19 protein-coding genes are annotated in these 19773 nt (G+C 67.1%); 13 read left to right on the top strand and 6 right to left on the bottom strand.

Annotated features, from left to right (window positions below; translation table 11 throughout):
* Positions 1-75: 75 nt before the first annotated feature.
* The 3 genes from AKI39_RS10765 to AKI39_RS10755 all read left to right on the top strand — a co-directional run bounded on the left by AKI39_RS10765 (position 76) and on the right by AKI39_RS10755 (position 4073).
* A complete protein-coding gene (locus AKI39_RS10765; protein WP_066642717.1) occupies positions 76-2646 on the top strand; it encodes a [protein-PII] uridylyltransferase in 2571 nt (856 codons plus the stop codon).
* A gap of 152 nt (positions 2647-2798) precedes the next feature.
* Entirely contained in the window at positions 2799-3515 is a 717-nt protein-coding gene (locus AKI39_RS10760; protein ID WP_066635445.1) for a MarC family protein, read from the top strand.
* An 84-nt stretch (positions 3516-3599) separates the two neighbouring features.
* Positions 3600-4073 (top strand): disulfide bond formation protein B, encoded by a 474-nt coding sequence (locus AKI39_RS10755; protein ID WP_066635444.1) that lies wholly within the window; start codon positions 3600-3602, stop codon positions 4071-4073.
* Between the two features lie 27 nt (positions 4074-4100).
* Here the strand turns inward: AKI39_RS10755 and purF are convergent, their stop codons facing one another.
* Genes purF through folC form a run of 4 tightly spaced genes read right to left on the bottom strand, consistent with a single transcriptional unit; the run spans position 4101 to position 8454 of the window.
* Entirely contained in the window at positions 4101-5618 is a 1518-nt protein-coding gene (gene purF, locus AKI39_RS10750; RefSeq protein ID WP_066635443.1) for an amidophosphoribosyltransferase, read from the bottom strand.
* Between the two features lie 60 nt (positions 5619-5678).
* Positions 5679-6167, bottom strand: a complete 489-nt coding sequence (locus AKI39_RS10745; RefSeq protein WP_066635442.1) for a CvpA family protein — start codon at positions 6165-6167, stop codon at positions 5679-5681.
* Positions 6164-7096 (bottom strand): SPOR domain-containing protein, encoded by a 933-nt coding sequence (locus AKI39_RS10740; protein WP_066635440.1) that lies wholly within the window; start codon positions 7094-7096, stop codon positions 6164-6166. The genes AKI39_RS10745 and AKI39_RS10740 overlap by 4 nt, the downstream gene beginning before the upstream one ends.
* 47 nt (positions 7097-7143) lie before the next feature.
* Positions 7144-8454 (bottom strand): bifunctional tetrahydrofolate synthase/dihydrofolate synthase, encoded by a 1311-nt coding sequence (folC, locus tag AKI39_RS10735; protein WP_066635438.1) that lies wholly within the window; start codon positions 8452-8454, stop codon positions 7144-7146.
* 297 nt (positions 8455-8751) lie between these two features.
* On the opposite strand from folC, the gene AKI39_RS10730 reads away from it, so the two are divergent.
* The 7 genes from AKI39_RS10730 (at position 8752) to AKI39_RS10700 (ending at position 14282) form a co-directional block, all read left to right on the top strand.
* The gene (locus AKI39_RS10730) at positions 8752-9147 is read left to right on the top strand and encodes a flagellar protein FlaG (RefSeq protein WP_066635435.1); all 396 of its coding nucleotides are present in this window, start codon (positions 8752-8754) and stop codon (positions 9145-9147) included.
* 122 nt (positions 9148-9269) lie between these two features.
* Positions 9270-10682, top strand: coding sequence for a flagellar filament capping protein FliD (gene fliD, locus AKI39_RS10725; protein ID WP_066635432.1), 1413 nt, complete (start codon positions 9270-9272; stop codon positions 10680-10682).
* A complete protein-coding gene (gene fliS, locus AKI39_RS10720) occupies positions 10682-11110 on the top strand; it encodes a flagellar export chaperone FliS (RefSeq protein WP_066635430.1) in 429 nt (142 codons plus the stop codon). The genes fliD and fliS overlap by 1 nt, the downstream gene beginning before the upstream one ends.
* Before the next feature lie 49 nt (positions 11111-11159).
* Positions 11160-11507, top strand: coding sequence for a flagellar protein FliT (locus tag AKI39_RS10715; protein WP_066635425.1), 348 nt, complete (start codon positions 11160-11162; stop codon positions 11505-11507).
* Positions 11508-11577: 70 nt separating this feature from the next.
* Positions 11578-13014 (top strand): flagellar hook-length control protein FliK, encoded by a 1437-nt coding sequence (gene fliK / locus AKI39_RS10710; protein ID WP_066635422.1) that lies wholly within the window; start codon positions 11578-11580, stop codon positions 13012-13014.
* 73 nt (positions 13015-13087) lie between these two features.
* Positions 13088-13420: an EscU/YscU/HrcU family type III secretion system export apparatus switch protein gene (locus AKI39_RS10705; protein WP_066635419.1), complete on the top strand. Its 333-nt coding sequence runs from the start codon at positions 13088-13090 to the stop codon at positions 13418-13420.
* A 19-nt stretch (positions 13421-13439) separates the two neighbouring features.
* The gene (locus AKI39_RS10700) at positions 13440-14282 is read left to right on the top strand and encodes a hypothetical protein (RefSeq protein ID WP_066635417.1); all 843 of its coding nucleotides are present in this window, start codon (positions 13440-13442) and stop codon (positions 14280-14282) included.
* Between the two features lie 93 nt (positions 14283-14375).
* Here the strand turns inward: AKI39_RS10700 and AKI39_RS10695 are convergent, their stop codons facing one another.
* Positions 14376-15539 (bottom strand): putative bifunctional diguanylate cyclase/phosphodiesterase, encoded by a 1164-nt coding sequence (locus AKI39_RS10695; protein WP_083228767.1) that lies wholly within the window; start codon positions 15537-15539, stop codon positions 14376-14378.
* A 79-nt stretch (positions 15540-15618) separates the two neighbouring features.
* On the bottom strand, positions 15619-15957 hold the full coding sequence (fliE, locus tag AKI39_RS10690; protein WP_066635407.1) for a flagellar hook-basal body complex protein FliE: 339 nt from the start codon (positions 15955-15957) through the stop codon (positions 15619-15621).
* Between the two features lie 293 nt (positions 15958-16250).
* Between fliE and fliF the strand changes: the two genes are divergently transcribed.
* The 3 genes from fliF to fliH are packed head-to-tail and all read left to right on the top strand — an operon-like array spanning position 16251 to position 19663.
* Positions 16251-17936: a flagellar basal-body MS-ring/collar protein FliF gene (fliF, locus tag AKI39_RS10685; protein ID WP_066635406.1), complete on the top strand. Its 1686-nt coding sequence runs from the start codon at positions 16251-16253 to the stop codon at positions 17934-17936.
* Positions 17926-18933: a flagellar motor switch protein FliG gene (gene fliG, locus AKI39_RS10680; protein ID WP_066635405.1), complete on the top strand. Its 1008-nt coding sequence runs from the start codon at positions 17926-17928 to the stop codon at positions 18931-18933. The genes fliF and fliG overlap by 11 nt, the downstream gene beginning before the upstream one ends.
* A complete protein-coding gene (gene fliH / locus AKI39_RS10675; RefSeq protein WP_066635404.1) occupies positions 18926-19663 on the top strand; it encodes a flagellar assembly protein FliH in 738 nt (245 codons plus the stop codon). The genes fliG and fliH overlap by 8 nt, the downstream gene beginning before the upstream one ends.
* Positions 19664-19773: the final 110 nt, after the last annotated feature.

Genomic DNA, 19773 nt, shown 5'->3' with positions numbered 1-19773 from the left:
CCTTCCACCGCGACAGCGGCCGACACGGCCGCCGCCGACACGGCCGCCGCCGACCTGCCGGCGCTGCGCGCCCGCATGCGTGCCCGGCGCGACGCCGCAATCGCGGCCTTCCGCGAACACGAACGGCCCGATCCGCTGCTGCACGAGCTGCGACGGATCACCGACCAGACGCTGCGCGAGCTGATCAAGCAGTGCCCCCTGCCGGCGGGGGCAGTGCTGGCCGCGGTGGGCGGTTACGGGCGCGGCGAACTGTATCCGCACTCCGACGTCGACTTGCTCATCCTCCTGCCGCATGCCCCGTCGCGCGACGAGGAATCGGCCATCGAACGGCTGGTGGCGGCCCTCTGGGACCTGGGCCTGGAGCCCGGTCACAGCGTGCGCACCATCGCCGACTGCCAGCACGAGGCGGATGCCGACATCACCGTCGAAACCGCCCTGCTCGAATCGCGCTGGCTGGCGGGCAATCGCGCCCTGATGAAGACCTTCGACACCGCCATGCGCGCGCGCCTGGATCCGGCGTTGTTTTTCCGGGCCAAGCGGGTCGAGATGCAGCAGCGCCATGCCCGCTACCAGGACACGCCTTACGCGCTGGAACCCAATTGCAAGGAATCGCCCGGCGGCCTGCGCGACCTGCAAGTCATCATGTGGATGGCGCGCGCCGCGGGCTTCGGCGAGAGCTGGCGCGAAATCTCCAAGGCGGGACTGCTTACCGCATCGGAGGCACGCGGCCTGCGGCGCGCCGAACAGGCGTTCAAGCGCTTGCGCATCGAACTGCACCTGATGTCCAAGCGCCGCGAAGACCGTGTGCTCTTCGACCTGCAGCCCGCGCTGGCCGAGGTCTATGGCATCAAGGCGACCGCCACCCGGCGCGCCAGCGAATTGATGATGCAGCGGTATTACTGGGCGGCGCGGCTGGTGACGCAGCTGAACTCCATCCTGGTCCAGAACATCGAGGAACGGCTGTTTCCCCGTCCGGCGTCCGACGCACGCGACATCGACGATGACTTCCGCAGCCTGCATGACCGGCTGGACGTCATCCGCGACGACGGGTTCGAACGCAATCCCACCCTGCTGCTGCGCGCCTTCCTGGTGATGCAGCAGCATCCGCACCTGAAAGGCATGTCGGCGCGCACGCTGCGCGCCATCTGGCACGCGCGCCACCGCATCGATGCGCAGTTTCGCCGCAATCCGGTCAATCGGCGGCTTTTCCTGCAAATCCTGCAGCAGCCCGCCGGCATCGTGCATGAACTGCGCCGCATGACCATGCTGAATATCCTGCCGCGCTACCTGCCGGTGTTCCGCCGCATCGTGGGCCAGATGCAGCATGACCTGTTCCACGTCTATACCGTGGACCAGCATACGCTGACGGTGATCCGCAACCTGCGCCGCTTCACCATGCCGGAGCACGCGCAGGAGTATCCCTTCGCCAGCCAGCTGATCTCCGAACTGGACCGCCATTGGCTGCTCTACGTCGCCGCGCTGTTCCACGATATCGCCAAGGGCCGCGGCGGCGATCATTCGGAACTGGGCGCCCGTGAAGTGCGCAAGTTTGCCCACGAACACGGATTGGCAGCCGAGGACGCGGAGCTGGTCGAATTCCTGGTCCGCCAGCATCTGCTGATGTCCACGGTGGCCCAGAAGCGAGACCTGTCGGATCCCGAAGTCGTGCGCGCGTTCGCCGCCACGGTCAAGGACGAACGCCACCTTACCGCCCTGTATCTGCTGACGGTCGCCGACATCCGTGGCACCAGCCCCAAGGTCTGGAATGCCTGGAAAGGCAAGCTGCTGGAAGACCTGTACCGCCTGACGCTGGGCGCCCTGGGCGGCGCCCATCATGACGCGGATACCGTCCTCAACCACCGCAAGGCGGAGGCCGCCCGGCTGACGCGCCTGGCCGGCCTGCGCGACGACGCGCGCGAAGCCTTCTGGAAAGAACTGGACGTGGCGTACTTCCTTCGCCACGATGCGTCGGATATCGCCTGGCATACGCGGCATTTGTACTATCGGCCCGCGCCGGAACAGGCGGTGGTCAAGGCGCGGCCCACGGAGCAGGGAGAAGGCTTGCAGGTCATGGTCTATACGCGGGACGCCGCCGACCTGTTCGCCGCCATTTGTGGCTATTTCGACGCCAAATCGCTGAGCATTCAGGATGCGCGCATCCACACGACGCGCCACGGCTGGGCGCTGGATAGCTTTATCGTGCTGCTACCCGACGGTGCCAGCGACCTGCGCGCGCAGGCGGCCCTGGTGGAACACGAACTAGCCGCCCGACTGAAGGACCCCGCGACGTTTTCGCAAGGCGGCGCGGGCGTGGCGGCGCCTTATGGCCGATCGCGACAGTCGCGCATGTCGCGCGTGTTTCCCGTGCCGCCGCAGGCCGAGCTGCAGCCGGACGAACGCAGCAAATCCTGGCGCCTGTCCGTCACGGCGACGGACAGGCCGGGTTTGCTGCATGCGCTGGCGCGGGTCTTCGTCGGCCACGGCGTGAATCTGCAAATGGCCAAGGTAATGACCCTGGGCGACCGCGTGGAGGACGTTTTCATCATCGAAGGCGAAACGCTGGAAAGGCCGCGCGCGCAAATGCAATTCGAGCGGGCGATCCTGGACGCGCTGGCGGGAGACGGCGCGCAGCGCGCGGCCGCATGAACCGCGATACGGCACATGCCGGGGCAGCATGGGGATGAAATCCGACGCGACATTACCGCATCGGACGCGGGATTACCTTCGCGCTGACATGCCCCGGAATATTGCCGCACGCTTACAATCGATGCTCCTTTTATCGGCCAGGCTTCCCTCTCATGCTCGTGCACGAATATCTCCTGGTATTTGGCCGCAGTTTCCTCTTTGCGCTGGCCACGCTGCTGCCCTTCCTGAACCCGCCTGCCGTTGCACCGATCTTCTGGACATTGACCGAAGGCGCGTCCAGCGCGACGCGGGTGGCCTTGGCCAAGCGCGTCGCCATCAACGTGGGCGTGATGCTGACCATCGCGATGGTCGCCGGCAACGTGCTTCTGACCTTCTTCGGCCTGTCGCTGGCAATCGTGCGCGTGGGAGGCGGCCTTCTCGTGATCACCAGCGCGTGGCGCCTGGTGAATTCGCCTGATGGCGGCGCACAGAACGCCGCGCGCGCGGCGGAATCCTTCACGCCGGAAATGGCCAAGGCGCGGGCCTTCTACCCCCTGACCTTCCCTATCAGCTGCGGCCCCGGGTCCATCGCGGCCGCCATCACGGTGGGCGCCTCGCTAAGCGAGCCGGACCGCCTCGTCAGCCTGATCAAACTGGCCGGATCGCTGCCGGGCATCCTGATAACGGCGATCATCCTTTACGGCTGCCTGCGCTTCGCGGCCCAGTTCCTGTACCGGCTGGGAGATAACGGTACGGCCGTGTTCATGCGGCTGTCCGCCTTCGTGCTGCTGTGCCTGGGTGTACAGATCGTCTGGGATGGCGTGCATGAACTCCTGCTGGGCGTGCTGGTCGAAGCGGTCAACCATGCGTCGGCCGCGGGGGTGAAGTAGCCCTGCCCGCGCCTTGGACCGTACGCGCCCGGCGTGTACGTGGGCTGCCCTTACCTTCCATTTCCGCCACAGGATAGAACCGCCATGCCATCGACATCGCAACGCACCCTGGCCCTGATCGCCGTCCTGGCCTTCGGCGCCGTCGGCATCGCGCTTGTGTCCCAATATGCCTTCGGCCTGCAACCGTGCGCCTGGTGCGTGCTGCAACGCCTGATCTATGTCGTTATCGGGGTCGTCTGCCTGGTGCTGGCATTCCTGGGGCCCACGCTACGCCGGCTCGGAGCCCTGCTGGGCCTGGTACTGGCGGCGTGCGGCATCTGGGCGGCTTATTACCAGTACACCGTCGCGTCGCGGCTGCTGTCATGCGCGCAGACCTTCGCCGACAAGGTCATCGCCGGTAGCGGGCTGGACGCTGCGATGCCGTCGGTGTTCGGCATTTACGCCACCTGCGCGGATGCGACGGTGAAGGTGCTGGGCGTCGAGTACGCCCTGTGGAGCCTGGCCTTGTTCGTGATCCTGGCCCTGCTGAGCCTGCGCGCGCTACTGCGCCGCGCCTGAACAGCAGGGTATTGGGACGGCGGTGGATCAGGCGTCGTTGGCGGCGTAGCCCATATTGAACAACAGGCCGCCGCGGGACTCCTCGTCCGATTCGCCGCGGCTCTGGCCCAGCCGTTCCAGGTATTCGGGCGTGATGTCCCCGGTGATGTAATCGCCGTCGAAGCAGGATGCCTCGAAGCGCGACATCGCGGGGTTCAGATCGCGCACCGCCTGTTGCATATCGCCCAGATCCTGGTAGACCAGCGCGTCGGCGCCGATGGTGCGCGCGATTTCCTCGTCGCTGCGGCCGGTGGCGATGAGTTCGCGCTGCGTCGGCATGTCGATGCCGTACACGTTGGGAAAACGCACGGGTGGCGCGGCCGAGGCGAAGAACACCTTGTGGGCACCGGCGGCGCGCGCCATGTCGACGATCTCCCGGCTGGTCGTTCCACGCACGATGGAATCATCCACCAGCAGCACGTTCTTGCCCTGGAATTCGCGGCCGATGGCATTGAGCTTCTGCCGCACGGATTTCTTGCGCACGGCCTGGCCCGGCATGATGAAGGTGCGCCCGACGTAGCGGTTCTTGATCAGGCCCTCGCGATAATCCAGGTTCAGGCGCGCGGCCAGCTGCATGGCGGCGGGACGCGATGAGTCGGGAATCGGCATGACGACGTCGATGTCGCCCAGGCGCAAGGTGCGCGCCACCTTGTCGGCCAGGTATTCGCCCATGCGCAGGCGGGCGTCGTAGACGGAGACGCCGTCCATCAGCGAATCCGGACGCGCGAAATACACGTACTCGAAAATGCAGGGCACCAGTTGGGCGTTCTCCGCGCACTGGCGGCTATAGAACTTGCCGTCCAGGTCGACGAAAACGGCTTCGCCGGGCGCGACGTCGCGCACGAAGATGAAGCCGCTGCCTTCCAGCGCCACGGATTCCGACGCGACCATCCATTCCACGCCGTGTTCCGTTTCCTGGCGCCCGATGCACAGCGGGCGGATGCCGTGGGGATCGCGGAAAGCCAGCAGGCCGTAACCGGCGATCTGCGCGACCACGGCGTAGGCGCCGCGCACGCGGCGATGCACCGCCGCGACGGCGCGGAAGATCGCGTCGTCGTCCAGGGAGATGCCGTTGGCCGCCGACTGCAGTTCGTGCGCCAGCACGTTGAGCAGGACTTCCGAATCGGAATTCGTGTTGATGTGGCGGCGATCGACGCGGAACAGGGATTCGCGCAGTTCGCGCCAGTTCGTCAGGTTGCCGTTGTGCGCCATCATGATGCCGAAGGGCGCGTTGACGTAGAACGGCTGCGCTTCTTCTTCGCTGGCGCTGGAGCCGGCCGTGGGATAGCGCACCTGCGCGACGCCGCTGGTGCCAGGCAGCGCCCGCATGTTGCGAGTGCGGAAAACGTCGCGCACCAGGCCGTGCGCCTTGTACAGGTTGAACTGGCTGCCCTGCGCGGTGGCGATACCGGCCGCATCCTGGCCCCGATGCTGCAGCAGCAGCAGACTGTCATAGAGCAGCTGGTTGACCGGCCCGCGCCCCACGACCCCTACGATTCCACACATGGCAATTTCCTGTTGATCCTACTGCGTTCTATCCGAGATATGGCGGCAAAGCGGCCACGTTCAATACGGCAGCATCGACGCCAGCGACGGCGGAAGCCACACTTTGGTATGTTTGACGGCTTCTGTGGCCGTATGGGAAAACATCGCATCGCGCCACCAGGCTTCCTGGGGCAGCGGCGTGTAGCCGGCGGCCGTGACCAGCACCAGCACGATCAGCGCGCCGCGTACCAGTCCGAACAGGCCGCCCAGGCCGTGATCCGCGGGCGATAGCCCCGTGGTGCGAATGAGCGCCGACAAAGTCATGTTGACCAGCCCCACCCCCAGCAGCACCACCAGGAACACGGCCGCATAGGCGGCGCCCATGCGCAGCACCGTGGTTTCGATCCAGGGGGCCAGCCAGCCATACACGGCAGGGCCCCACCAGATTGCCGCCACGAAGGCCAGGATGTATGCCAGCAGGGACAGCACTTCCTTCAGCAAGCCACGCACTAGGCCCAGGAGGCCCGATATGGCGATGATCGCCACCACGACGAAATCGAACCCTGTCACTGCGCGGCGATGAAACCGTTGTCATAGCCCAGGGTACGCAGCCTTGCCTGGGCCGCCTGGGCCGCTTCGCGCGAGGGGAACGGCCCCACGCGCAGCCGATATTGCTGTTTGCCGCCGACGCTGGCTTCCTGGACGAACGCGTTGGTCACGCCGGCCGCATGCAGTTTGTCGCGGCGCGCCTGGGCATCGGCCTGGGTCGTGTATGCCGCGACCTGCAGCACGAAATTTCCCTTGGTGTCGGTGCCGGAACGGGCTTCCGGGGCCGGCTTGGCGGGTGCCGGTCCCGAGCCACGGCCTTCCAGCAGCGCCAGGGCCTTGCTGCCGTCGTCGGTGCGGGGCGCAGACTCTTGCCGGGCGGTGGGTTTGGGTTCGGGGCGGCTTTCCGGCTTGGGTTCGGTGCGGGCCGTCTCGGAGCGGGTATCGGAACGCGGCGCGACGCGGCCGGCATCGGCATGCGCGGGATCGCCGCTGGGGCGTGCGGTATCTGGCCTGCCCTGCGCGGCGGCCTGGCCGCCCGCGGCTTGCTGGCCCGCGGCGGCCGGCGGTTGCGCGGCGGAGGGCTGCTGGCCGGTAGCCGGCGCCTGCGGAGCGGCGGTGACGGGAGGCGCTACGCCGGTGGTAGCAGGCGTGCCATTGCCCGCGCCGCTGGAGGCGCCGGCGTCGGGCGCCTGCGGATCCGACACCGTGGGTTGATAAGGCGAATTGCGGTCCGGGATACGGATGGGGATATCGTCACTGACGCGCGACGGTTCGGAATCCAGCACCATCGGCAGGATGATGACGGCCGCCAGCACCAGGGCGACCGCGCCGGCCAGACGGCGGCGCGCCCGCGAGCGTAGTTCGGCCGCCTGGGCCTCGCTGGATACGGACGGACGCGGCCGGCCGGACGGCGCGTCGGCTGCGGAATCTTTCCGATTGAACAAACCCATGAAGCACGAATTCCTTGCAGCCGGCGCGCCGACGCGCGGTGGAAAACTCAGGATTTACGCCCCAGCGATTGGAGCACGGCGGCGACCGTGAAGAACGATCCGAACACCACGATTCTATCACCCTCGCCCGCCTGGGCGCGCGCCGCGGCGTAGGCCTGGGCGGGGTCCGCATAGGCGGCGATCAAAGGGACGTCGTCGCCCGCGCCAGGCGACGGCAGCGCTGCCCGCACCTGTTCGGCCAGCGCTTGCCCGCTGCCGCCCCGCGGCCCGGGCAGGCCGGCGCAATACCAGCGGTCGATCCGGCCGCCCAGCTTGGCCACCACGCCGGCCACATCCTTGTCGGTGAGCATGCCGAACACCGCATAGGTGTAGGGATGAAAACCCATGTTGTCGAGGTTCTGGGCCAGGACCGCGGCGGCATGCGGATTGTGGCCCACATCCAGGATGACGGTGGGCTGCCCCGGCAGTATCTGGAAGCGCCCCGGCAAGGTAGCCTGCAGCAGCCCTAGGCGCACCGCCTGCTGCGGCACCGGCAGGCGGTCGCGCAGCGCTTCCAGCGCGGCCAGGGCGGCCGCGGCGTTCAGGAGCTGATTGGCGCCACGCAGGGCGGGATAGGCCAGCGCGCTACGGCGCTGCGCCCGGCCGCCGTAGGCCCATTGCTGCCGATCGCCCGAGTAGTTGTAGTCCTGGCCGAACTGCCACAGGTCGGCCCCGATGGCCGCGGCATGGTCGACCAGGCTTTGCGGCGGCATGGGGTCGGCACAGATGGCGGGCTTGCCCGGGCGATAGATGTGGGCCTTTTCGTAGCCGATCTTTTCGCGGGTATCCCCCAACCAGTCCATGTGGTCCAGGTCCACGCTGGTCACGACGGCGCAATCGGCGTCGACAATATTCACCGCATCCAGGCGGCCGCCCAGGCCGACTTCCAGCACGACGGCGTCCAGGCGGGATAGCGCGAACAGGCGCAGCGCCGCCAGGGTCGTGAATTCGAAGTACGTCAGCGAGGTGTCGCCCCGCGCGGCCTCCACGGCCTGGAACTGGGTGACAAGGTCCGCATCGGACGCCAGCTCGCCGTTCACGCGCACCCGTTCGTTGAAGTCGATCAGGTGCGGAGACGTATACAGCCCCGTTTTGAAGCCCGCCGCCAGCAGCATGGCTTCCAGCATGGCGCAGGTGGAACCCTTGCCGTTGGTGCCGCCGACCACGATCTTGACGCAGTCCAGCTCGATCTTCAGGCGTTGCGCCACCTGGCGGACCCGTTCCAGGCCAAGGTCGATGGTTTTGGGGTGCAGCGATTCCAGGTATGCCAGCCACTGGGTAAGCGTGGCGCCGGCATCCGGAGGGGCGGTGAGAGACATGGCGGGAAACTGAGCTGGAGCAGACGAAATTTTAACAGGGGGAGGGAGGGCCCCACCCCCGAGGCGCTGCGCGCCTCCCCCTCAAGGGGGCGACGCTGGCGGACCGGCAAAGCCGGCTCCGGCGGCGTCCCCGGTCTGGGTGCACCTGTTTCAGGCGGTGCGGGGGTCGCGGGGCGCCCGGCGGAACGAGATGCAGATAACGGCGCCGCGGGACTAAAGTTTCCGGCTGCCCTGCCGTTACGACGTTGTCTACCCAGAAACCCGCGTCGTCGACGCACAGCAGAAAGTGGAGTCCTTATGGCTGTCAGCCCTATCGCCCCCGCGGCCCTTCCGGTCCAGCTCGCCGAGGCACACCCTGCACCGTTGCCTGATGCCGCCGTTCTGGTCACCCCTGGCGGCGACGCCCAGAAAGGCGCCGACACCGGCGGCGCCACCAGCGGCGGCGGTTCGTCCGGCCAGCCGTCGGAGCCGCAGCTGCCTCTGGACCGGGCATTGCAGAAGATCAACGAGCAAATGCAGGCCTGGTCGACGCAGATCCAGTTCGACATCGACCCGGACACGCACCGCGTGGTGATTTCCATCAAGGACTCGAAAACGGGGGACACCATCAAGACCATCCCCAGCGAAACGGTCCTGAACATCGCGAAGATGATTACCAAAATGCAGGGCGGCGGCGTGGAAACCAGCGCCTGACGCGCAGCACCACCCGCCGGTATTCACGGAAAAACACCGAACAAGCCCGCCTTATGCCGCTTGCCCGACGTATCGGGCCGGCGAGGTGTTTGACAGAATAAGCGCATCAAGGAAACAGCACGATGGCCACTTCCCCCCTTCCGCCAGTCACCTCCCTGGGCTCCGGTTCGAACTTGGATTTGCAGGGCATCCTGGAAAGCCTGCAGGACAACGAAAAGCAGGCACTGGTCCCCATCCAGAATCAACAGACGCTGGTCACGACCCAGCTGTCCGCCTACGGTACGCTGCAACAGGCCGTCGAAACCCTGCAGACGGCGGCAAGCGCGCTGGCCGATCCCAAGACCTACAACGTCACGACGGCGACCATCGTCGGCGGCAGTGACGCGTTCACCGTCAAGACGGCAGCCGGCGCCACGCCCGCGACATACAAGGTGCAAGTCGACCAGCTGGCCACCTCGGCACAGCTGAAGTCCGGCGCCATCGCGGATCGCACCCAGGCCTTGGGCACCGGTGGCACCATTACCGTCACGCTGGCCGACGGGACCAACAAGACGATCGACGTCAGCAAGGACACCTCGCTGAACGGCATCGCCAAGGCCATCAACGCGGACGACGCGGCTGGCGTCACGGCGACCATCCTGACGGACGGCAGCGGCAAGAGCTTTCTGCAGCTGACGTCCTCGGATACCGGCACGCAGGCCGCGGTCACCAAGATCACCTCGACCAACAGCACGATCCAGACCGCACTGGGGTACGACGCGTCGGCCACGCCGACAGGTGGCATGACGCAGACCGTGGCCGCGACCGATGCGAAGGTCACGATCAATGACGTGCAGATCGTCAGCGGGTCCAATACCCTGGACAAGAACATCGACAACGTCACCATCACGCTGAGCGATGTGACCACGTCGCCGGTGACGGTGAAGGTGGCGACCGATTCCTCCGGCGTCGTGACGGCCACGCAGAACTTCGTGACCGCGTACAACACGCTGCAGAAGATGGTGGCGTCGATGACGAAGTACGACCCGTCGTCGAACCAGTCCTCGGTCCTGACCGGCGACAGCACGACCCGCTCGATCTCGTCCACCGTGACGAGCGCGCTGCGCGTGCTGGCTTCGAGCACCGATACGCTGAAGACGATCCAGGACCTGGGCATCACCACGGACCCGACCGACGGCACCCTTGACCTGAACCTGAACACCATCGACAGCACGCATCTGCATTCGCTGAACGGTTCGCTGTCCACCAACCCGAAGGATGTCGCGGACATCCTGACCGCGCTGGGCACGAGCGTCGGCAAGGCCGTCGGCGGAATCCTGGGCTCCAACGGCCTGTTGGCCACGCGTACCGCCGGCCTGACCGAAACCCAGAAGACGCTGCAGACCCGGTTCGACAGCGTCAACAGCCGCATCGACGCCGACGTCGCGAATCTTCGCGCGCAGTTCGTGCAGCTGGATTCCTTCGTCGCGAAGATGAACAGCACAAGTTCGTACCTGACGCAGCAGTTCGCTGCCCTCTCGAACCAGAACAAGTAATGGCCTACGCATCCCGCCGTCCCGACAATGCCTACTCCGTGCGCTCGTACGCGGACGTGGGTCTTGAAACGCAGGTGATGAGCGCCAGCCCGGAAAGGCTCATCACGCTGCTGTACACGGCCGCGCGCGCCGCCATCGGCCAGGCCCGCATCCATATGGAGCAAGGCAATGTGTCGGCGCGGGCCGTGGCCCTCAACAAGGCGATCCGCCTGGTGGACGAAGGGTTGAAGCAGGCGCTCGACCTGGAAGCTGGCGGCGAAGTCGCCGCCAATCTGAACAATCTTTACGACTACGTGCTGCGCACGCTGATCAATGCCAACCTGAAGGCGGACGCCGCCCAGCTGGAAACAGCCGATACGCTGCTTGCCCAGCTTCAGGATGCATGGCAGACATCGGTGGACCGTCTCGGTGAAGCCGCCAGGACCTGACGCGCCCGGGACCCTTCCTACACTACTCGTCGCCGCCACAAGGCCATTTATGCCGTCCCAGTCCTCGCAAATCATTCTTGAGCTCTATCGCGAGATCGTCGCGGTCACCGCGGCAATGCTGAATTCTGCCCGTGGGCAGGACTGGATCGGCGTCCTGCAATCCGGGCAAACATATTGCGAGATCGTCGAACGCCTGCGCACCATCGGCGTGACGGAGCCGCTGGGTGACGCGGAACGGCGCCAGAAGCACGACATGCTGGTCCAGATCCTGGAAAACGATGCCAACACACGCGACCTGGCCATCCCTGAACTGGCGCGCATGAGCGACCTCCTGGGCCGCATGAAACGCCAGCAAACCGCCCTCAACGCTTACGGGTTCAAGGCGCCAGTGGCATGAGCTTTATCGCGCGGCTGCCCGTAGGGGGCGCTCTCCACGAGGAGTCGCGTAGCGGCAGGAGGCCATACCCATGAGCGTGGGGCCTACCGCGCTCAGCTCGCTGCTCGTGCAGCGGCTGGATGCCGTGCTGGGAACGCAGCTCGCCCAACACGGGAATACCGCGACGCTGCGGGATGCGGTCATTCCCCCCGGCGGGGCCGATGGGCTGCGCCCCGACCCGCAGGGCCGCGGCGCGGACCAGCTGGGCAACCTGACCGGACGTGAACGTGCCGCGCTGCGCGAAGCCGCCGAACAGGCCGACCTGGCGGCGGCGCTGCGCAGCCGCTTCGTCAGCACCGATACCACGCCATCGGCTCCGACCACGCTGGGGCAGACGGCACGCGTCATCCTGACGCTGCTGGCCCAATATCCGGAAACCGCCCCTGCCCTGTCGGGCAAGGCGCCGCTCTGGTCCGCCGAAGCGGACGCGGACGCGAATGCGGGCCGGGATGGGACAAGCCTGGGCACGGCCGGCCGCCCAGGCGTCCAGGGTGAGCCGCGCGCGGTCCAGGGGCCTGGCGCCGACGACGGCGCCCAGCAGGATGCCGCGGGCCAGAACCCCGGAACGAATACATCCGCCGGCACGGCGCGCGGCGCCACGACAGGCGGCGCGCCGCAGGCCGCCAGCACCGCGGCCACGGCCACGGTCGACGACATCGCCGGTACGGCCGCGCGTCCCGTCGCCGCCGGCAACGCCGCATCCGGTGCGCAAGGCGCCGATGCCGCGCGCGCGGCAACCTTGAACACCAGCGGCCCGCAGCCCGGCCCCCTGGCGCAAGCGCTGCGGCATGCCATCGAAACCAGCGGCCTGTTCTACGAGTCGCACCTGGGCGACGTGGCCTATGGGCAGCGCGGCATCGCGCACTTGCGTGCCGAGCCCCAGGCCGCGCTGGACCCCGGGCAGGCCCCGGCCATCCAGACGCCGGTGCCCAAACAATCCATCCTGGCCGATAATCCGCGCTTCAACCTGCCGACCAACGCCGCCCCGACGATGGCCCAGGCGGACGGGTCGCCCGCCGGCGGCACGGCGTCGACCTGGTCGGCGTCCACGCCCGGCCATGCGCCCGCTCCGCCGCCCGGCGTTCATCCCGATGCCACCCTGCTGGTGCGCCAGCAGCTGGAAGTGCTGGCCAACCAGACACTGGCCTGGGAAGGCAACGCCTGGCCCGGCACCGACATGTGGTGGGAGATCCGCCGCGAAGCCCGCGACGAAAACGCATATGCCCCGGCCGAGGCGCCCGCGGGCTGGGCCACGCGCCTGGTCCTGACCATGCCGCGCCTGGGTACCGTGGAAGCGAACATTTCCCTGTCCGGCCAGCGCCTCGCGCTGCAGATCGTCGCCCCCGAAAGCCAGGGCGAGATCGCCGCCGGCGGCAATGACCTGCGCCAGCGCCTGGAAAGCGCCGGCCTGCAGCTGGCCCAGATGACGGTCAGCACGCACGCGCCCGCGCCGGAAGCGCTGCCATGATCCCGTTCGCCCGGCCGCCCGAAGAACGGGCACCCTCCCCTGGCAAGGCAATCGCGCAGCGACAGGAAGGTGCATCGTGAGCCCGCCCACTTCCGCCGGCGGCAATGAGGCGGCACGCCCGGCCGCTGTCGCCCTGTCCTACCAGGACGGCGAGGCCGCGCCCCGCGTCGTCGCCAAGGGCTATGGAACGCTGGCCGACACCATCATACGTACCGCCCGCGAACACGGCATGTACGTACACCAGTCGCCCGAGCTGGTAGGCCTGCTGATGCAGGTCGATCTGGACGCGCATATACCCCCCCAGCTGTATCTGGCGGTCGCGGAGCTGCTGGCATGGCTTTACCGGCTGGAGGCACGGCCCGACCAAGCGCTGCCCGGTCCACCGCCGCCCAACACAATCGTTTGATATCTACGCTGGAATCGCCATGCCGTTGAAAGAGCCCGAACCGGACTTTCTGCTGACGCGGCCGGAGGAAATACGCTCCGCCATTTTCGAACTGACGCACCAGGACTGCACGACCCTGGTACGCGATGCCGCCGACCGCGAAACCGCGATCCTGGTGCTGGGCATCGACAAGCAGACCGACCACTTCTTCTGGCGTCCGCGCGATTTCGCCGGCTCGGACTTCGCCACCAACGACAGCCGCGGCCTGCGCGTGGGCACCGTGCTGCAGTTCCACGGCAACGGCTACGGCGGCGTGCAGATCCACTTCCGGGTCCCGCGCCCCGAGCTGGTGCGCTTTGACGACGGCAGCGCGGCCTTCGTATCGCCCTTGCCCGAGCGCGTCTCGCGCATCCAGCGCCGCAAGCTGTTCCGCGCTTCCATCATCGGCACGGCGGTGCGCTGCGCCGGGCAATGGCGGCCCGACCCCAAGTCCAAGCCCATCCTGTTCGCCATCCGCGACATTTCCGTGGAGGGCATCGGGCTGCGCGTGGAAAGACTGGCCACCGAGCTGCCGGGCGCGGGCGTCGTCATGGAGGAGGTCTATCTGGACTTCGGCGACTTCGGCAATATCACCACGGACCTGCAGGTGCGCACGGTGATTCCGCTGTCCGGCCAGCCGCTGCTGGAATCCGCGCTGGACGCACCGGCGCTGGCCGCCGGCGACGCGCCAGCCATGGCGGCCGTGCCGGCCATGCGCCCCAGCCTGATCAGCCAGGATCCCCTGACGCACATCGGCGCGGAGTTCGCGGCGCTGACCGGGCGCCAGGAAGCATGGCTGCAACAGGTGGTGTGGCGGCTGGAAAAGGCCCGCACCGCGGGTTGAGCCCGAAGACCGCATCCTGTCGCCGCACCGCCCGCGCCGATGCGCGGTGGGCCGCCGCCCTGGTTGGCCGTCGATACCGCGCGTGAACCGGCCCTACGAGGTTTCCGGCTGGTCCACCCAGGGCACTTCATGCGTCTCGCCTTCCTCGGCCACCGACGGGAAATAATGCACCGCGATCTCTTCCGGCGGCATGGGCTTGCCCAGTAGCCAGCCCTGTACGCGGTGGCATTGCAGCGCGTTGAGGATGGCGTACTGGCCCTCCGTTTCCACGCCTTCGGCGACGATTTCGCGGTTCAGGCGGCGCGAGAGTTCGACGATGGTGCCCACGATGGCCTGGGCGCTGGAATCGCTTTCCAGATTGCGTACGAAGGAACGGTCGATCTTGATGGTATCGAACGGCAATTGACGCAGATAACCCAGGCTGGAATAGCCGGTACCGAAGTCGTCGATGGCGATCCGCACGCCGGCCCGGCGCAATTCCGCCAGGCGCGAAATCTCCCCGCCCTCGGCGGCCACCAGCACGCCTTCGGTGATTTCCAGCTCCAGGCGCTCCGCGGCCAGGCCGGTGCGTTCCAGGACGGCCCGTACATCGCGCACCAGCTGGATCTTTTCCAGCTGCACCGGTGAAAGATTGACCGACAGATACCAGGGTTCGGGCCAGTTGGCGGCTTCGGCACAGGCGGTTTCCAGCACCCATGCGCCCAGCGGCACGATCAATTCGGTCTGTTCGGCGAGCGGGATGAACTGCATGGGAGCGACCAGCCCGCGGTGCGGGTGGTTCCAGCGCAGCAGCGCCTCGAATCCCACGAGCGTACGCGTGCCCGCGCTATAGATAGGCTGGTAGTGGACATAGAGCTGTCCTGTTTCCTGCATGGCCTGGCGCAGGTCTTCTTCCAGGGCCTCGGAATCGGCGACCTGGGACAGGCCAAGCACGCTCTGGCCGCTGCGCGTAATGCGCACGGCGCGCAGGATGGCCTCCGAACGCACGAGATGAAGCGCCAGGAATAGCAGCAGGCCCGAAGGCACCACCACGATCAACGTGAGCAGTATCCAGTGGAATCCGGCGATATGGGCGATCCCGGTATCCCAGAGATACCAGACCGGCAATAGGCACATCGCCGCGACCAGCGCCATGGCTCCGCCACCGCCCAGCGCGCCGCGGGCGCGCCGGGAAATGAACCATGTTGTCAGCAGCACGACGCCGATGATCTCGAACTGGATTACGGCTACGACAAGCAATGTAAGAGTGTCAAGCATCGCACACCGTCGACGGCGATAACGGAATTAGTCCGAAGCGTGCCGCACGGGCAGGATTCTTGCACAAAACCGGCAAGTCTCACACCGACAGGGACGAGATTTCCTTGTAAGCCGAGACAAGGCGATTACGCACCTGCACCGCCGTTTGGAATCCGACGTTGGCCTTTTGCATATCGACGATGACGTCGTTCAAGGAAACATTGGGCGCGCCCAGTTCGAACGCCTTGGATTGAGCCACGGCGGCATTCTGGGCGCCGGAGACGCGCTTCAGCGACCGCTGGAGCTCCGCCGCGAATCCCTCGCCGACCTGCGCGGCGCCGCCCACGCCGTCCGGCGTGCCGCCGTCCTGCGCGACGCGCACGACCTGACGCATCTGCTCCAGCATGTTTTCGATACCAGCCAGTCCGGCTATTGCCATAGCAAATCTTTCCTTTGTTGTCGGTGGCAAGAGACTACCGCCCCGGGGCCGTCCTCATATGGCACAAATGAAGTCAAAAAACCCGATATTTCGCCTGCTTGAGGCCAAGGACTTGTACCGCGAAAGACATAAAAGGCAAATGACGCCAAAAACCCAGGTTTTTCTGCCCTTGGGATGGCTGGCACCCCGGCCATAATCCACGCTCCGATATCCGAAGCACGTTGCATGTGTAACTTGCCTAACCCCAACGTACATCCCCGGAACTCGCGCCGTCTGGCGAGCGGGGGCAGCCGATGAACCAGCAGGCCACCCTCACCTCGTCCTTGATGTCCCGGTTTCCCGCGCTGGAGAAGCTGCGGACCGTCCCGAAACCGCTATTGCTGGGCGCGGCGGCGGCGGTTATCGCGCTGATCGTCGCGGCGGTGATGTGGGGACGCGACCCTAACTATAAGGTGCTGTTCAGCAATCTGGACGACCGGGACGGCGGCGCCATCGTCGCCGCCCTGAACCAGATGAACGTTCCGTACCGTTTCAACGAAACCGGTACGGCGATCCTGGTGCCCGCCGAAAAAGTCTACGATGCCCGCCTGCAGTTGGCCGGCCAGGGGCTGCCGCGCGGCGGCTCGGTCGGCTTCGAGCTGTTGGACAACACCCGCTTCGGCGCCAGCCAGTTCACCGAACAGATCAATTACCAGCGCGGCCTGGAAGGCGAGCTGGCGCGCTCGATCGAATCCATGAATGCCGTGCAGCACGCCCGGGTGCACCTGGCGCTGCCTCGCCAGACGCTGTTCGTGCGCGACCGCCGGCCGCCCACCGCGTCCATCGTCCTGACGCTGTATCCGGGCCGCAGCATCGGCGATTCCCAGGTATCCGCCATTTCGTGGCTGGTCGCCTCCAGCGTGCCGGAGCTGACCGTCAGCAACGTGTCCATCGTGGACCAGAACGGCCGCCTGCTGTCCTCGCCCAGCGGCGAAGGCCGCGGCATGGACGCCGACCAGATGCGCTTCGTGCGCGAGAACGAGCAGCGCACCGTGGAGCGGATCCTGGCGATCCTGAACCCGCTGGTCGGTCCGGGCAACGTCCACGCCCAGGCCAGCGCCGATATGGACTTCTCCCGCCGCGAGGAAACCTCGGAGGTCTACCGGCCCAACCAGGAGCCGGGCCAGGGCGCCGTCCGCAGCCAGCAGACCAACGATTCGCAGCAGCTCGGCGGGAATCCGGCACAGGGCGTGCCGGGTGCCTTGAGCAACGAACCGCCCGCCGCGGCCCAGGCGCCGATCGCCAACCCGCCGGCCACGCAGGCGCAGCGTCCTGGCCAGCCGGGCGCCCAGCAGCCCGTCCAGGCGCAGGGACAGGCAGGCCAGGCACAGACGGCCACCGCCGCCCAGCAAGGCCCGGCCAGCACGCGCCGCGAGAACACGACCAACTACGAAGTCGATCGCACCATCAGCCATGTCAAGCAGCCCGTGGGCGCGGTCAAGCGCCTGTCGGTCGCCGTGGTGATCAATTACCTGCCGGACAAGGAAGGCGAGCCCAAGGCCATGCCGGCCGACCAGCTGAACAAGCTGACCACGCTGGTCAAGGAAGCGATGGGTTATTCCGAGGCGCGCGGCGACTCGCTGAACGTGGTCAACAGCCAGTTCAACGATACCGAGCCCGCCACGCCGTGGTGGAAGGATCCGGCCAATATCGCGCTGGCCAAGAGCGTGCTCGGCTGGCTGGTCCTGGCGGTGCTGGCGCTGTGGGTGTGGCGTTCGCTGGTGCGCCCCATCTACGAACGCTATATGAACCCGCCGGTCGATCCGGAGCTGGCCGAGCTGGAGCGCCAGGACGCGCTGCGCGAGGCCCACGAACAGGCCCGCGCGAAGGAAATGGACCGTTTCGACGACAACATGAAGCGCGCCCGCGATATGGCCACGAAGGACCCGCGCGCGGTGGCCATGGTGCTGCGTACCTGGATGAGCAAAGATGGCAAGTGATAAACCCATCGATGGCATGACCCGGGCAGCGGTGCTGCTGATGTCGCTGGGCGAGGACGCCGCGGCCGAGGTCTTCCGCTTCCTGAGCGCGCGCGAGGTGCAGCAGGTGGGCGCCGCGATGGCGCAACTGAAGCAGGTAACACGCGAGGACGTGGCGGAGGTGCTGGAGGAATTCCGCCAGGAATCCGATCAGTTCATCGCGGTCACGCTGGGATCGGACGACTACATCCGCACGGTGCTGACCAAGGCACTGGGCAGCGATCGCGCCGCCGGCCTGATCGAAGACATCCTGGAAGCCGGCGACAGCGGCAGCGGCATCGACGCGCTGAATTGGCTGGACCCGCACATCGTGGCCGAACTGATCGGCGACGAGCACCCGCAGATCATCGCCACCATCCTGGTCCACCTGGAACGCGACCGCGCCGCCGCCGTGCTGACCCGCCTGACCGAACGCCTGCGCAACGACGTGATGCTGCGCATCGCCACTTTCGGCGGCGTGCAGCCCGCGGCGCTGTCGGAACTGACGGAAACGCTGAACGCCGTGCTGGCCGGCCAGGGCGCCAAGCGCAGCAAGATGGGCGGCGTGCGCACCGCGGCCGAGATCCTGAACATGATGAATTCCTCGGACGAGGAAAACGTCGTGACCAGCCTGCGCGAGCGCGATGCCGACCTGGCGCAGAAGATCGTCGACGAAATGTTCGTCTTCGAGAATCTGCTCGACGTCGAGGACCGCGGCATCCAGCTCATACTCAAGGAAATCGACAACGACACGCTCATGGTAGCCCTCAAGGGTGCCGTCGAGGAGCTGCGCGACAAGTTCCTGCGCAACATGTCCAGCCGCGCGGCCGAAATGCTGCGCGAGGACCTGGAAGCGCAGGGTCCGATCCGCATGTCCAAGGTCGAAGCCGAACAGAAGAAGATCCTGCTGGTCGCGCGCCGCCTGGCCGAGAGCGGGCAGATCGTGCTGGGCGGCGCTGGAGACGACGCGTATGTCTGACCGCCGCGCCGTCCCGGCGTCGCCTTCCAGCGCCCCTTGGCAGCGCTGGCGCCTGGCGTCGTTCGAGGAACAGGACTCGGCCGTCAGCGTGCCGGAAGCGCGGCCGGATCCGGGCCCCGATCCGCGCTTGGTGCGCGAGGAAGCCCGCCGTGCCGGCCACGCGCAGGGCCTGGCCGAAGGGCGCGCGGAAGGCTACGACCTGGGCGTCGCGGAAGGCCGCGCGCGCGGCTACGAGCAAGGCTTGGAAGAAGGCCGCCAGGCCGGCCATGCCAAAGGCCTGGACGAGGGGCGCAAGCAAGGCGCCGAGGAAGCCGAACAGCTGCGCGCCATCGCGGAGGCGACCGCGTCCTCCCTGGCGCAGCTGGAAGAAAAAACCGGCCAGGCGCTGCTGACCCTGGCACTGGACATCGCTCGCCAGGTCGTGCGCACCACCGTGGCGACGCAGCCGGAGGCCCTGCTGACCGCTGTGCGTGAAGTGCTGCACATGAATCCGACCGCGAGCGCGCCGCTGCGCCTGTGGCTGCATCCGCTGGACCTGGAGCTGGTGCGGCTGCATCTGGCCGAAGAACTCAAGACCGGCCCGTGGCGCGTGCTGGCCGACGAATCCATCACGCGCGGCGGCTGCCGCGCCGAAACCTCGCTGGGCGAAATCGACGCCACCCTGGAAACCCGCTGGCGCCGCGTGGCGGCGTCGCTGGGACGAGACATGCCGCTGGAGCCGACCGAATGAGCGTGGCCGCACGGTCGCCCGACGGCCACGCTTCCTTCCCTGGGAAGATGTCGCGCAGCGACTGGAGGGCCGTTCAGTGAGCGAATCGCAGACGCTGTCCCTCAATGCGG

This window comes from Bordetella sp. H567, from assembly GCF_001704295.1.
Classification (GTDB): domain Bacteria; phylum Pseudomonadota; class Gammaproteobacteria; order Burkholderiales; family Burkholderiaceae_B; genus Bordetella_C.
The sequence above is the reverse complement of the archived record's forward strand: the minus strand, read 5'-3'. Positions and strand labels throughout refer to the sequence as shown.